The following is a 13565-nucleotide window of genomic DNA, read 5'->3' as shown; positions in this document are numbered from 1 at the left end:
GAACGACTGATTCTTCTTCCCGCCGTCGACGTGGTCGAGGGCCGCGCTGTGCGCCTGGTGCAGGGCCAGGCCGGCAGCGAGACCGAATACGGATCCGCGTTGGACGCCGCGCTGACGTGGCAACGCGACGGCGCCGAGTGGATCCACCTCGTCGACCTCGACGCCGCGTTCGGCCGGGGCAGCAACCGCGAACTGCTGGCCGAGGTGGTCGGCAAGCTCGACGTCGCTGTCGAACTGTCCGGCGGTATCCGCGACGACGATTCGCTGTCGGCGGCGCTCGCGACCGGTTGCGCGCGGGTGAACCTCGGCACCGCAGCGCTGGAGAACCCGCAGTGGTGCGCGAAGGTCGTCGCCGAACACGGCGAGAAGGTCGCCGTCGGACTGGACGTGAAGATCGTCGACGGCGATCACCGCCTCCGCGGTCGCGGTTGGGAGACCGACGGCGGTGACCTCTGGGAAGTGCTCGAACGGCTTGACAGAGAAGGTTGTTCGCGCTTCGTCGTCACCGACGTCACCAAGGACGGCACGCTCAACGGACCGAACCTCGAACTGCTGTCGAAAGTCACCGACCGCACCGACGCCCCGGTGATCGCATCCGGAGGTGTGTCGAGCCTCGACGACCTGCGGGGCATCGCCACGCTGACCGACCGTGGCGTGGAGGGAGCGATCGTCGGAAAAGCGCTGTACGCAGGGCGATTCACACTGCCTGAAGCGCTGGCCGCGGTGGAGCGGTAATGGCGCTGGACGCGGCCGACCTCGACGCCCTGGTCGCTGAGGCCGCGCAAATCCTCGACGACGCGTCGACCCCGTTCATCGACGGACACCGCGCAGATTCGGCGGTGCAGAAGAAGGGTGACGACTTCGCCACCGAGGTCGACCTGGCCATCGAACGCCAAGTTGTCGAGGCGCTGACCGCCCGAACCGGAATCGAGGTTCACGGCGAGGAATTCGGCGGCGCGGATCTGAAGTCGCCACTGGTGTGGGTGCTCGACCCGATAGACGGCACGTTCAACTACGCCGCGGGTTCTCCGATGGCCGCGATCCTGCTCGGGCTGGTGCGCGACGGTGAGCCGGTCGCCGGACTCACCTGGGTCCCCTTCACCAAGGAGCGCTTCACCGCCGTCGTGGGAGGGCCGCTGCGCTACAACGGTGTCGAGCAACCGCAACTGGAGCCGGCGGGGCTCTCCGATTCGATGGTCGGGGTCAGCACGTTCAACGTCGAATCCCGCGGCAAGGTGCCGGGACGCTACCGACTCGCCGTCATCGAAACCCTCAGCCGTAAGTGTTCCCGCATGCGCATGCACGGCGCCACAGGTATCGATCTGGCCTATACGTCGGCGGCAATCCTCGGTGGCGCAATCAGTTTCAGCGGCCACGTGTGGGACCACGCCGCCGGGGTGGCGTTGATCCGCGCGGCGGGTGGCATCGTGACCGATCTCGCGGGCAACGACTGGACCGTGGACTGCCCGTCTGCGCTCGCCGGTGTCCCCGGCGTGCACGGGGAATTGCTCGACCTGCTTGCCTCGGTTGGCGATCTCGAGGACTTCTGATGAACGCGAAGGACCTCGCCGTACGGGTCATCCCGTGCCTGGACGTCGACGACGGCCGGGTCGTCAAGGGCGTCAACTTCGAAAATCTGCGCGATGCGGGTGATCCCGTGGAGCTCGCCGCGGCCTACGACGCCGAGGGCGCCGACGAACTGACATTCCTCGACGTGACGGCGTCGTCGTCGGGACGAGCCACCATGCTCGAGGTGGTCAAGCGCACGGCCGAGCAGGTGTTCATCCCGTTGACGGTCGGCGGCGGGGTGCGTTCGGTGGCCGATGTGGACGTGCTGCTGCGGGCGGGGGCGGACAAGGTGGCGGTCAACACCGCGGCGATTGCCCGCCCGGAACTGCTTGCGGAATTGTCTCGGCAGTTCGGCTCGCAGTGCATCGTGCTGTCGGTCGATGCCCGGACCGTTCCGGCGGATCAGCAGCCCACGCCGTCGGGGTGGGAGGTCACGACGCACGGCGGGCGCCGGGGCACCGGGTTCGACGCCGTCGAATGGGCAACGCGGGGAGCCGAACTCGGCGTCGGCGAGATCCTGTTGAACTCGATGGACTTCGACGGCACCAAGGCCGGTTTCGATCTGCCGATGATTGCGGCGGTGCGCGGCGCCGTCAACGTCCCCGTGATAGCCAGCGGCGGCGCTGGGGCACCCGAACATTTCGCCCCCGCCATCGCCGCCGGGGCGGACGCCGTGCTGGCCGCCAGCGTGTTTCACTTCCGTGAGCTGACCATCGCGCAGGTGAAGGAGGCCATGGCGGGCGAAGGGATAACCGTCCGATGACACTCGATTCCGACATCGCGTCGCGACTCAAGCGCGACGCCAACGGGTTGATCACCGCGGTGGTGCAGGAGCGCGGCACCGGCCAGGTGTTGATGGTGGCGTGGATGGACGATCTCGCGCTGGCCCGCACTCTCGAAACCCGTCGCGGAACCTACTATTCGCGGTCGCGGCAACAGCACTGGGTCAAGGGCGAGACGTCGGGCCACACGCAGTACGTCCACTCGGTGCGCCTGGACTGCGACGGCGACACCGTGCTGCTGGAGGTCGATCAGGTCGACGGCGCCTGCCACACCGGCGATCACAGTTGTTTCGATGCGGATGTGCTGCTCGCGCCGGAGAACGGCTGAGCCCTACACGTCGATGATGCGGGTCGCTTTCGCACGAGCAGTCCACCGGCCTTCGTCGTAGCCGACGACCACGGGATGGGCGAACGCGGCGCTGACGTTGTCCGTCGTCACCGTGTCTCGCGCCGGTCCGATGGCCGTCGTCCGCCCCTCGGCGATCAGCAGCGCGTGCGTCGTCGTGGTCGGCAACTCTTCGAGATGATGGGTGACCAGGATCGACGCGACGTCGGGATGCGTCTCGTCGAGCGAGTCGATGGTTTCCAGAAGCTGTTCGCGCGCAGCCACATCCAAACCGGTGGTGGGCTCGTCGAGCAGCAGCAACTTCGGTTCGGAGACCAGGGCGCGGGCGATCAACGTCCGCCCCCGCTCACCCTGCGACAACGTCGGCCACACGTCAGCGGCCTTGTGCGACAACCCGACCGCATCGATCATCGCGTCCACCCGGGTGCGTTCGTCCGCGCTCGGCGTCCACCGCATCGGGGTGTCGATGGTGCCCGTGATACCCGTCGACACCACCTCGCGTACCGACAGCGAATACTGCAGCCGGTGCCGCGGGTTGACGTGACCAATAGAGCGGCGCAGGCGCGCCAGGTCCACCCGGCCCATCTGCTCGCCCAGAATGCGCACGGTGCCCGTCGTCGGGAACTGCATCGCGGCGCAGAAGCCGAGAAGAGTGCTCTTGCCCGCCCCGTTGGGTCCGAGCAGCGCCCAGTGCTCGCCGGTGTGAACGGTCAGCGAGATACCGTCGAGAATCTGCTTGCCGTTCCGGCGGAACGTGACATCGGCGAGCTCGAGGACCGGCGTCATGCCGACTGGCGTTGCCGCAACACTTCCAAGGCCTTGTCGGCGTGGCTGTCCATGCTGATCTCCGACGCGATCACGGCCAAAACGGTGCGATCGGTGTCGATCACGAACGTGGTCCTCTTGACCGGCATGAACTTGCCCAGCAGGCCTCGCTTCACGCCGAACTGCGTGGCGACTGCCCCGTCGGCGTCCGACAGCAGCGGGTAGTCGAACCGCTCCTTGTCGGCGAACTGTGCCTGCTTGTCGACCGCGTCGGTGCTGATCCCGACGCGGCGCGCGCCGACCGCGGCGAACTCCGCGGCCAGATCACGAAAGTGGCAGGCCTCCTTGGTGCAACCCGGCGTCATCGCGGCGGGGTAGAAGAACAGCACGATCGGGCCGTCGGCGAGCAGCTCGCTGAGGCTCCGCACCTTGCCCCTCTGGTCCGGCAATTCGAACTCGGCAACTCGGTCACCCGTCTTCATGAGCGTCACGCTACGCCGCGAACCTGAAAAGCGTTGGTGTGGGACGCGGTTACCGTGAGAACCTCGTCTCGATGGTGGATCTCGACGCGTTCGTCGCAGACGGCTACGTGAAGATCGACGCCGCGACGCCTCGCCGTGTCGCCGATGCGGCGCGCGCGGCGTTGTGGCAACAGCTGGGGCTGGCGCCCGACGAACCGGAGAGATGGGTCGAACCCGTCCGCTGGGCCGGCGACATGACCGGTGCCGGCCCGTTCGGCGAGCTCATACGAAGCCCGAAACTCGCTGCGGCGCTAGACTGCATCTGCGGTCAGGGTGGTTGGTCACCGAGCCGCGCCTTGGGAAACATCCCCGTCCGATTTCCCGTATCGCCGCCGAATGACGACCGCGGCTGGCACATCGACGCCAACACGCCCGGGACCGACGGGGGATGGGCGGTCACCGGTCGCCCCCATACCGTCCTGTTGCTCACCCTGCTGTCCGACGTAGGCCCTGACGACGCTCCCACGCGGATCAGGGTCGGCTCCCATCGCGACGTGGCCCGCGTACTGGGACCCGAGCCGCTCGGCCTCGCCGAGATGGGCCGGCTCGTCGACGACGCCAGCGCGGCGCGTCCCGTGGCGCTCGCCACGGGACGGCCCGGCGACATGTACCTGCTGCACCCGTTCACCGCGCACGCCGCGGACGAGCATCGGGGCACGACACCGCGGTTCATGGCGCAAACGCCGATCATGCTCACCAGCCCGCTGACACCCACGTCGTCCTCACCGCTGGGATGCGTCTGGGACACTTGACGCGTGCAGACCACTGCCTCGTCGTCAGCCCTCGGCTCGTCGCTGGCGATCACCACCTCGCGGGAGGATTTCCGCGCGCTGGCCGCCGAGCACCGCGTGGTGCCGGTGACGCGCAAGGTGCTCGCCGACAGCGAGACGCCGCTGTCGGCGTACCGGAAACTGGCGGCCAACCGGCCCGGAACCTTCCTGCTGGAGTCGGCCGAGAACGGCCGTTCGTGGTCGCGCTGGTCGTTCATCGGCGCGGGTGCGCCGTCGGCGCTGACCGTCCGCGACGGCGAGGCCGTGTGGCTGGGCACGACGCCGCAGGACGCGCCCCAGGGCGGCGATCCGCTGCAGGCGCTACGGGCCACGCTCGAACTGCTGAAGACCGAGCCGGTGCCGGGCCTGCCGCCGCTGTCGAGCGGGCTCGTCGGCTTCTTCGCCTACGACATGGTCCGTCGCCTGGAGAAGCTGCCGTCGCTCACCGTCGATGATCTGGGCCTACCCGACATGCTGCTGCTGTTGGCCACCGACATCGCCGCCGTCGACCACCACGAGGGCACGATCACGCTGATCGCCAATGCGGTGAATTGGAACGGCACCGACGAACGGGTCGATTGGGCGTACGACGACGCCGTCGCCCGCCTCGACGTGATGACCGCGGCTCTGGGTGAGCACCTACCGTCGGCGGTGGCGACGTTCAGCCGGCCAGAGCCGATGCACCGCGCCCAGCGCACCCTCGAGGAATACGAGGCGATCGTCGAGAAGCTGGTGCGCGACATCGAGGCCGGCGAGGCGTTTCAGGTGGTGCCCTCGCAGCGCTTCGAAATGGAGACGCCCGCCGATCCTCTCGATGTGTACCGGATGCTGCGGGTGACCAATCCGAGCCCGTACATGTATCTGCTCAACGTGCCGAACGCCGCAGGCGGACCGGACTTCTCGATCGTCGGCTCCAGCCCCGAAGCACTGGTGACGGTCAAGGACGGACGGGCCACCACACATCCGATCGCGGGTACCCGGTGGCGCGGCGCGACCGAGGAGGAGGACCTGCTGCTCGAGAAGGAACTGCAGGCCGACGAAAAAGAACGGGCCGAGCATCTGATGCTCGTCGACCTGGGCCGCAACGATCTCGGGCGGGTCTGCCAGCCGGGCACCGTGCGGGTCGAGGACTACAGCCACATCGAGCGCTACAGCCACGTCATGCACCTGGTGTCGACGGTGACGGGCCTGCTGGCGGACGGCAAGACGGCGCTGGACGCCGTAACCGCATGCTTCCCGGCCGGGACGCTCTCGGGCGCGCCGAAGGTGCGGGCGATGGAGTTGATCGAAGAGGTCGAGAAGACGCGTCGCGGCCTGTACGGCGGGGTGCTCGGTTATCTCGACTTCGCGGGAAACGCCGACTTCGCGATCGCCATCCGCACCGCGCTGATGCGCGACGGCACCGCATACGTGCAGGCGGGCGGTGGCGTCGTCGCCGACTCCAACGGGCCCTACGAGTACACCGAGGCGGCCAACAAGGCCCGTGCGGTCCTCAACGCGATCGCCGCCGCCGAGACCCTGACCGAGCCGTGATCAGGGTCGCCCAAGTCGGTCTGGTGCTCGCCGCGGCGGGGCTGTGGGTGGCCTCGCGGATGACGTGGGTCGAGGTGACCTCGTTCGACGGTCTCGGCCAGCCGAAGACCACCGCCCTGTCCGGGGGTAGCTGGTCGACCGCGCTGTTGCCGCTGGCGGTGCTCCTGTTGGCCGCTGCGGTGGCCGCGCTGGCCGTGCGGGGGTGGCCGTTACGGTTGTTGGCCTTGCTGGTGGCTGCCGCCAGCGCCGGAACCGCCTACCTGGCCATCAGCCTGTGGGTCATCAAGGACGTGGCGGTCCGCGCGTCGCACATCGCGGAGTCGCCGGTCGCGGACCTCGTCGGCACGCAGCGGCACTACGTCGGGGCGGTGATCACCGTCGTCGCCGCCGTGGTGGCGCTGGCGTGCGCGGTGCTGTTGATGCGGTCGGCGACGAGCGAGCGTTCCGGGGCGGCCCGCTACTCGCGACGCTCGGTCGCACGGCCCGACGAACCTGCAGGCGAGATGTCCGAACGCGCGATCTGGGACGCCCTCGACGAGGGGTCCGATCCGACCCAGGATCCGGCGAATCCGGACAACAAGGGCCGGTGATCGTGGGTGTTGTGGTGGCGGCTACCCTTCGTGGTTGAAGATCGTTCAGTGTTTCCGGGGGAAGGGAAGCGGCAGTCATGAGTTCGGCGACGGTACTCGACTCGATCATCGAGGGAGTCCGCGCCGATGTCGCCGCCCGCGAAGCCGTCATTCCGCTCGCCGACATCAAGGCGAAGGCCAAGGACGCGCCGCCTCCGCTCGACGTGATGGCCGCGCTGCGCGCTCCCGGCATCGCGGTGATCGCCGAGGTGAAGCGCGCCAGCCCGTCGCGCGGTGAGTTGGCCCCCATCGCCGACCCCGCGGAGCTCGCGGCCGCCTACGAGAGCGGTGGCGCGCGCATCATCAGCGTGCTGACCGAACAGCGTCGATTCAACGGATCGCTCGACGATCTTGACGCGGTGCGCGCGGTCGTCTCAATCCCGGTGTTGCGCAAGGACTTCATCGTCCGGCCGTACCAGATCCACGAGGCCCGCGCGCACGGTGCGGACATGTTGCTGCTCATCGTCGCGGCGTTGGAGCAGCCGGTGCTGGAGTCGCTGCTCGAGCGCACCGAATCGCTGGGGATGACCGCGCTTGTGGAGGTGCACACCGAGGAGGAGGCCGACCGCGCGCTGTCCGCGGGCGCCACGGTAATCGGTGTCAACGCACGCGATCTCAAGACGTTGAAGGTCGACCGCGACTGCTTCGCCCGTATCGCCCCCGGCCTTCCGACCGACGTCATCCGCGTCGCGGAATCGGGAGTGCGTGGCACCGCCGATCTACTCGCCTACGCCGGCGCCGGCGCCGATGCGGTGCTCGTCGGCGAGGGACTGGTCACCAGTGGTGATCCTCGCAGCGCCGTCGCCGATCTGGTCACCGCAGGCACCCATCCGTCGTGCCCGAAACCCGCGCGTTGAGAAGTGGCCGATCTCGCCGGGCCTGAGCTGCCCCGTTCCAGTGCGGCCGTAGCCGAGCCGACGTCCCACGACCCGGACGAGCGTGGTCACTTCGGTGTCTACGGCGGAAGATTCGTCGCCGAGGCGCTGATGGCCGTCATCGAAGAAGTCACCACGGCCTATGAGAAGGCCCGTGGGGATCAGACCTTCCTCGACGAGTTGGATCGGTTGCAGCGGCACTACAGCGGACGCCCGTCGCCGTTGTACGAGGCCGAGCGGTTGTCCGAGCACGCAGGCGGCGCCCGGATCTTCCTGAAACGAGAAGACCTCAACCACACCGGATCCCACAAGATCAACAACGTGCTCGGTCAGGCCTTGTTGGCCAAGCAGATGGGCAAGACCCGCGTGATCGCCGAGACCGGCGCGGGCCAGCATGGCGTGGCGACCGCGACGGCGTGCGCGCTGCTCGGCCTGGAGTGCATCATCTACATGGGTGCCGTCGACACCGCGCGTCAGGCGCTCAACGTGGCGCGGATGCGGTTGTTGGGTGCGACGGTGGTGTCGGTCGAGGCGGGTTCGAAGACGCTGAAGGACGCGATCAACGAGGCGTTCCGCGACTGGGTCACCAACGCCGACAACACGTACTACTGCTTCGGCACGGCCGCGGGACCGCATCCGTTCCCGACGATGGTTCGCGACTTTCAACGGGTGATCGGGCTGGAAGCGCGCGCGCAGGTCCAGGCGCAAGCGGGCCGGTTGCCCGACGCGGTGACGGCGTGTATCGGCGGCGGTTCGAACGCGATCGGTATCTTCCACGCGTTCATCGACGACCCCAATGTGCGTCTGGTCGGTTACGAGGCGGCGGGTGATGGCGTCGAAACGGGCCGACACGCAGCGACTTTCACCGGCGGGTCACCCGGCGCGTTCCAGGGGTCGTTCTCGTATCTGCTGCAGGACGAGGACGGTCAGACCATCGAATCGCATTCGATCTCAGCGGGTTTGGACTACCCGGGCGTCGGGCCCGAACACGCATACCTCAAGGACATCGGTCGCGCGGAGTACCGGCCCATCACCGATACCGAGGCGATGGACGCGTTCTCGCTGCTGTGCCGCACCGAGGGGATCATTCCGGCGATCGAGTCGGCTCACGGTCTCGCGGGCGCTCTGCAGTTGGGTCGCGAACTCGGACCCGGGTCGATCGTTCTGGTGAACCTGTCCGGGCGTGGCGATAAGGACGTGGAGACCGCGGCGAAGTGGTTCGGCTTGTTGGACGGTGCCCCGTGAGTCGGCTGGCACCGATGTTCGAAACGTGCCGAAGCGAGGCACGCAGCGCGCTGATCGGCTATCTGCCGACCGGATTTCCCGATGTGCCCACGTCGATTTCGGCGATGACGAAGCTTGTCGAGAGCGGATGCGACCTGGTCGAGGTCGGCATCGCGTATTCCGACCCCGGAATGGACGGGCCGACGATCGCGGCGGCCACCGAGGTCGCGCTGCGCGGGGGAGTACGGGTACGGGACTCGCTGGCCGCGGTCGAGGCGATCAGCAACGCCGGCGGCAGAGCCGTGGTCATGACGTACTGGAATGTCGTGTTGCGATGGGGCATCGAGGCTTTCGCCCGCGATCTGGCGTCGGTCGGTGGGCTCGGGATGATCACGCCCGACCTGATCCCGGACGAGGCCGACGAGTGGCTGGAAGCGTCGGAGACCCACGACTTGGACCGGATCTTTCTCGTGGCGCCGTCGTCGACGCCTGAACGGCTGACGATGACGGTGAAGGCGTCGCGCGGATTCGTCTACGCCGCATCGACGATGGGAGTGACCGGTGCGCGCGACGCGGTATCGACCGCCGCGCCCGAACTGGTCCGCCGCGTGAAGGCCGTCTCGGATATTCCGGTTGGCGTCGGCCTCGGGGTCCGTTCGGGTGCGCAGGCCGCCGAGATCGGCGCCTACGCCGACGGGGTCATCGTGGGATCGGCGTTGGTGTCGGCGCTGCAGAACGGTGTCGATACGGTCGGAACGTTGACAGCCGAGCTCGCGGACGGGGTCAGGCGAAGGGTTACTGCGTGACGACGACTGTCTTGGCCGCCATCCCCAGCCCGGCGCAGGGCGTGTGGCATCTCGGTCCGGTACCTGTTCGTGCTTATGCGGTCTGCATCATCATCGGCATCATCGCCGCGCTGATCATCGGTGACCGTCGCTGGGAAGCGCGCGGCGGTGAACGTGGGGTCATCTACGACATCGCCCTGTGGGCGGTGCCGTTCGGATTGATCGGCGGCCGGTTGTATCACGTGGTCACGGACTGGTGGCGGTACTTCGGCGACAATGGCGCCGGGCTGGCGGGCGTTTTCCGCATCTGGGACGGTGGCCTGGGGATCTGGGGGGCAGTCGCCCTTGGCGGTGTGGGCGCGTGGATCGCGTGTCGCCGCAGGGAAATTCCGCTACCGGCGTTCGGTGATGCGATCGCGCCGGGAATCATCCTGGCGCAAGGGATCGGCCGACTGGGAAATTACTTCAATCAGGAGCTGTGGGGCGCGGATACGACGCTGCCGTGGGCGTTGAAGATCTACGAGCGCCGGGACTCGGCCGGGATGATCGACAACCTCAACGGTGTGTCGACCGGTGAAGTCGTTCACCTCGTGCATCCGACGTTCCTGTACGAACTGCTCTGGAACCTGCTGGTTTTCGCGGTTCTCATCTATGTCGATCGCCGCTTCAAGCTCGGCCACGGCCGCCTGTTCGCGTTGTATGTCGCGGGTTACTGCTTGGGCCGGTTCTGGATCGAGCTGTTGCGGGCCGACGACGCGACGCTGATCGAAGGCGTCCGGATCAACTCGTTCACGGCGACGTTCGTGTTCATCGGGGCGGTTGTGTACATCATGGCCGCGCCGAAGGGCCGGGAGGACCCGGCCAGTCTCAAGGGCAAGGCGCGGCCGGAGCGGACGACTGTCGAGGAGCTCACGGAGGAACTGGCCGCGGTGGCCTCGACGACGGGTGTCGTCGCGGCAGCCAAGGCCGCCGCAGCCGAGGAAGAGCCGGAGACGGTGAAAGCCGAGTCGCTCACGGCGGATGTGCCGGAAGACGAGGCCGTCTCGGTCGAGAACGCGTCGGCGGAGGAGCTCGGCGCTGACGTCGCGGGTGTGCCGGCGGACGACCTCGAAGAGGCCGAGGAGTTCGCGGCCGAGGGCGACGAGGAGCCCGCGGAGGAGCCGGAGCCCGAAGCCGAGGCGGTGGCCGAGGCCGAAGCCCTGGCTGAAGAGGTGGACGAGGCCCCCGCCGAGGAGATCGCCGAGGCAGAGGCATTCGCCGAAGCCGGCGACGCCGCCGATCTCGGTGGTGTGGGTGCCGTCGAAGGTGAGGAGGCCAGCGACGCGCTGGCCGACGCCGCCGAGGCACACGAAACCGCCGTTGAGGGTGAGGCGGCTGCCGAGGAATTGGCCGATGACGCGCCGACCCCTGCGGCTGCCGTGGCGGTTCCGAAGGCGAAGCGTCGACTGCGGTTGTGGCCGAAGCGTAAGCAGAAGGACGTCGTCGAGGCGGAGCCCAGCGGTGCGGCGGCCGCAGCCGACTCGGCACCCGAAGCAGGCTCGGCACCCGAAGCAGAGGCCGTCGCAGAGGCCGAGGAACTGGCCGACGATGTGGCGGGGGCGCCGTCTGAAGACATCGCCGAGGCGGAAGAGTTCGCCGAGGCAGGCGAGGCTGCCGATCTTGGCGGCGTCGGCGCCGTCGAAGGCGAGGAGGCCAGCGATGCGCTGGCAGACGCTGCCGAAGCGCACGAGTCTGCGGTCGAGGGCGAAGCTGTAGCCGAGGAGTTGGCCGACGAGGCCGAAGCCGAAGCCGACGAGGCCCCCGATCTTGGTGGTGTGGGCGCTGTCGAAGGTGAAGAGGCCGGCGATGCGCTGGCGGACGCTGCCGAGGCGCACGAGTCGGCGGTCGAGGGTGAAGCTGTAGCCGAGGAGTTGGCCGACGAGGCCGAGACAGAAGCCGCGCAGCCATCGGAAGAGGCCGAGACTGAGGCGGAGTCGTCAACCGAGGAGACGTCGGAAGACGCGGAACCGGGCGAACCGGCCGAGGTCGGCGGCGTCGGCACCGTCGAGGGCGAGGAGGCCAGCGACGCCCTCGCCGATGCGTCCGAGGCGCACGAGTCGGCGGTCGAGGGTGAAGTTGCGGCCGAGGAATTAGCCGACGAGGCCCAAGCCGAAACCCAAGAGACACCTGACGAGGCGCCAGCTGAAGACGACGGGACCGACGACGCTGTCGAGCTTGGTGGTGTGGGTGCCGTTGAGGCCGAAGAAGCCAGCGACGCCCTCGCCGACGCATCCGAGGCGCACGAGTCGGCGGTCGAGGGTGAAGTGGGGGCAGAAGAGTTAGCCGACGAGGCCGAGACAGAAGCCGAGCAGCCATCTGAAGAGGCCGTCGCCGAAGAACTGGCGGAGGCCGCCGAGCAGCTAGCGGAAGACCCCGAGGCCGAAGCCGAGGAGTCGACCGACGAGGCATCGGAATCCACCGAGCCTGAGCCCGATGAGCTTGAAGCCGAGAATACTGCCGGCGACGACGCCGCCCCCAAGCCCGAGGCCGCAGCCGAAAAGACGAGCCAACCCGACGACTCCGGACGCGGCCGGGTGCGCACTTGGCTGCGCCGCCGCCGGAACCGCTAGGCCTTTCTCGCAGTTGTCCACAGCGACTCCCGGCTGCGCCATTCTTGATGCTCCTATCTCTGTTATGGGTCAAGCGGCGTCTATGGTCAGTGTGTTTAGCCATTGGCGGTAGTTGGTGGCGAGGGTGTCGTCGCGTTTGAGGCCGCGTTCGAGTCGGGAGATCGTGATTGGCCAGACGTTGAAGTGTGCTGCCGCGGCGGTCAATGTGATGTTGCGGGCTTGGCGGGTTGGACGTAGGTCGCTGTAGTCGTCGATGGGGCAGGGCTCGGTGAGGTGTCGGAACATCTCGCGTGCGATGGCCCGTTTGAGTAGACGTAGGACGTCGTTCTTGCTGCGCCCAGCGGCCAGTTGGCGGGCGACGTAGTCGCGGGTGCGTCGGTCGTGAGACCAGCGGACCAAAGCGATGCGGTGCAGGGCGTTGTTGGCGGCGCGGTCTCCGCCGCGGGACAGCCGATGCCGGGTGGTTTTTCCCGATGAGGCCGGGATCGGTGCGACCCCAGTCAGCATGGCGAACGCTGCTTCGCTGCGTAGTCGGTGACTGTTGGTTCCGGCTGTGATGAGCAGTTGGGCGGCGGTGTCGGGGCCCACTCCGTAGGCCGCCCGCAAAGCGGGGTTGAGCGCGGCGGTCAAGGCGTCGAGCTCAGCGGTCAGCTCACGGTCTTGGCGCTCGAGGTACCCGATGCGTTGCGCGAGCGCTTTACAGGCGATCAGCACCGATACCGTTGTGGGGTCCTCGTGTGCGCGGGGGCGGCAGCCGGCCAGCGCTTCGACCAGACGCAGGGTGGTGGGGTAACGGCGGTAGCGTTCCCGAAGATCGGCCGGGGCGGTCACAAGCAGGTCCTTGATCTGCTGGATAGCCGCGGTGCGGGCTTTGATCGCGCCGCGACGAGCGATCAGCAGCGCTTTGAGGGCCCCGGTGCGGGAGTCTTTGGGCACGGCAAGGCCGTGGCCGGCCAACACCGCACGAGCAGCGCTATAAGCATCGAGAGGGTCGGACTTGCCTTGGCGGCGCCGCGCCGAGCGGTCGGGACGGTTGACCTCGACGACGTGAATGTCGTTGATCTGCAATGCCTGTGTCAACCCTGCACCGTAGGAGCTGGTGCCCTCAACACCGACAGCGACGACCTCGCCGAAACTACGCGCCCAGCAGATCGCGG

14 protein-coding genes are annotated in these 13565 nt (G+C 68.0%); 11 read left to right on the top strand and 3 right to left on the bottom strand.

Going from position 1 to position 13565, the window contains the following annotated elements; all coding sequences use genetic code 11:
- Positions 1–6: 6 nt before the first annotated feature.
- From priA to hisI, 4 genes are read left to right on the top strand one after another with little or no spacing between them, the layout of a single operon-like run.
- A complete protein-coding gene (gene priA / locus A5698_RS05830; protein ID WP_197506684.1) occupies positions 7–735 on the top strand; it encodes a bifunctional 1-(5-phosphoribosyl)-5-((5-phosphoribosylamino)methylideneamino)imidazole-4-carboxamide isomerase/phosphoribosylanthranilate isomerase PriA in 729 nt (242 codons plus the stop codon).
- Complete coding sequence (locus A5698_RS05825; protein ID WP_068294326.1) at positions 735–1550, top strand: inositol monophosphatase family protein; 816 nt, start codon at positions 735–737, stop codon at positions 1548–1550. The genes priA and A5698_RS05825 overlap by 1 nt, the downstream gene beginning before the upstream one ends.
- Positions 1550–2332, top strand: coding sequence for an imidazole glycerol phosphate synthase subunit HisF (gene hisF / locus A5698_RS05820; RefSeq protein ID WP_068294323.1), 783 nt, complete (start codon positions 1550–1552; stop codon positions 2330–2332). The genes A5698_RS05825 and hisF overlap by 1 nt, the downstream gene beginning before the upstream one ends.
- Positions 2329–2679 carry a phosphoribosyl-AMP cyclohydrolase gene (hisI, locus tag A5698_RS05815; RefSeq protein ID WP_068294320.1) on the top strand — a complete coding sequence of 117 codons (351 nt, stop codon included), beginning with the start codon at positions 2329–2331 and terminating at the stop codon, positions 2677–2679. The genes hisF and hisI overlap by 4 nt, the downstream gene beginning before the upstream one ends.
- A 3-nt stretch (positions 2680–2682) precedes the next feature.
- Here the strand turns inward: hisI and A5698_RS05810 are convergent, their stop codons facing one another.
- Together A5698_RS05810 and A5698_RS05805 are read right to left on the bottom strand one after the other, a co-directional pair.
- A complete protein-coding gene (locus A5698_RS05810; protein WP_068294317.1) occupies positions 2683–3483 on the bottom strand; it encodes an ABC transporter ATP-binding protein in 801 nt (266 codons plus the stop codon).
- A complete protein-coding gene (locus A5698_RS05805; RefSeq protein WP_067088427.1) occupies positions 3480–3944 on the bottom strand; it encodes a peroxiredoxin in 465 nt (154 codons plus the stop codon). Before A5698_RS05805 ends, A5698_RS05810 begins: the two co-directional genes overlap by 4 nt.
- Before the next feature lie 71 nt (positions 3945–4015).
- Here A5698_RS05805 and A5698_RS05800 point away from each other — a divergent pair, with 71 nt between their 5' ends.
- The 7 genes from A5698_RS05800 to lgt all read left to right on the top strand — a co-directional run bounded on the left by A5698_RS05800 (position 4016) and on the right by lgt (position 12408).
- Positions 4016–4735 carry a phytanoyl-CoA dioxygenase family protein gene (locus tag A5698_RS05800; RefSeq protein WP_068294374.1) on the top strand — a complete coding sequence of 240 codons (720 nt, stop codon included), beginning with the start codon at positions 4016–4018 and terminating at the stop codon, positions 4733–4735.
- 3 nt (positions 4736–4738) lie between these two features.
- Positions 4739–6286, top strand: a complete 1548-nt coding sequence (locus tag A5698_RS05795; protein ID WP_068294314.1) for an anthranilate synthase component I — start codon at positions 4739–4741, stop codon at positions 6284–6286.
- Positions 6283–6876, top strand: coding sequence for a TIGR02234 family membrane protein (locus A5698_RS05790; protein WP_068294312.1), 594 nt, complete (start codon positions 6283–6285; stop codon positions 6874–6876). The genes A5698_RS05795 and A5698_RS05790 overlap by 4 nt, the downstream gene beginning before the upstream one ends.
- A 77-nt stretch (positions 6877–6953) precedes the next feature.
- Positions 6954–7772 (top strand): indole-3-glycerol phosphate synthase TrpC, encoded by an 819-nt coding sequence (gene trpC / locus A5698_RS05785; RefSeq protein ID WP_068294308.1) that lies wholly within the window; start codon positions 6954–6956, stop codon positions 7770–7772.
- A gap of 3 nt (positions 7773–7775) precedes the next feature.
- Entirely contained in the window at positions 7776–9035 is a 1260-nt protein-coding gene (gene trpB / locus A5698_RS05780) for a tryptophan synthase subunit beta (protein WP_068294305.1), read from the top strand.
- 14 nt (positions 9036–9049) lie between these two features.
- Positions 9050–9820 carry a tryptophan synthase subunit alpha gene (gene trpA, locus A5698_RS05775; protein ID WP_231967313.1) on the top strand — a complete coding sequence of 257 codons (771 nt, stop codon included), beginning with the start codon at positions 9050–9052 and terminating at the stop codon, positions 9818–9820.
- The gene (gene lgt / locus A5698_RS05770; RefSeq protein WP_068294301.1) at positions 9817–12408 is read left to right on the top strand and encodes a prolipoprotein diacylglyceryl transferase; all 2592 of its coding nucleotides are present in this window, start codon (positions 9817–9819) and stop codon (positions 12406–12408) included. The genes trpA and lgt overlap by 4 nt, the downstream gene beginning before the upstream one ends.
- 69 nt (positions 12409–12477) lie before the next feature.
- Here lgt and A5698_RS05765 read toward each other — a convergent pair.
- Positions 12478–13565, bottom strand: a 1088-nt coding sequence (locus tag A5698_RS05765; protein ID WP_068294298.1) for a transposase, incomplete at its 5' end; no start/stop codon positions are given.

The sequence above is a fragment of the Mycobacterium sp. E136 genome, assembly GCF_001666865.1.
Classification (GTDB): domain Bacteria; phylum Actinomycetota; class Actinomycetes; order Mycobacteriales; family Mycobacteriaceae; genus Mycobacterium.
Note: the sequence above shows the minus strand (reverse complement) of the source record. Positions and strands in the feature narration are given on the sequence as shown.

What these genes read in the sequence shown, in the direction of transcription:
- A5698_RS05810 (WP_068294317.1), bottom strand. Translation starts at nt 3,483, where the DNA reads ATGACGCCGGTCCTCGAGCTCGCCGATGTCACGTTCCGCCGGAACGGC.
- A5698_RS05825 (WP_068294326.1), top strand. Translation starts at nt 735, where the DNA reads ATGGCGCTGGACGCGGCCGACCTCGACGCCCTGGTCGCTGAGGCCGCG.
- trpC (WP_068294308.1), top strand. Translation starts at nt 6,954, where the DNA reads ATGAGTTCGGCGACGGTACTCGACTCGATCATCGAGGGAGTCCGCGCC.
- A5698_RS05805 (WP_067088427.1), bottom strand. Translation starts at nt 3,944, where the DNA reads ATGAAGACGGGTGACCGAGTTGCCGAGTTCGAATTGCCGGACCAGAGG.
- hisI (WP_068294320.1), top strand. Translation starts at nt 2,329, where the DNA reads ATGACACTCGATTCCGACATCGCGTCGCGACTCAAGCGCGACGCCAAC.
- A5698_RS05800 (WP_068294374.1), top strand. Translation starts at nt 4,016, where the DNA reads ATGGTGGATCTCGACGCGTTCGTCGCAGACGGCTACGTGAAGATCGAC.
- hisF (WP_068294323.1), top strand. Translation starts at nt 1,550, where the DNA reads ATGAACGCGAAGGACCTCGCCGTACGGGTCATCCCGTGCCTGGACGTC.
- trpA (WP_231967313.1), top strand. Translation starts at nt 9,050, where the DNA reads ATGTTCGAAACGTGCCGAAGCGAGGCACGCAGCGCGCTGATCGGCTAT.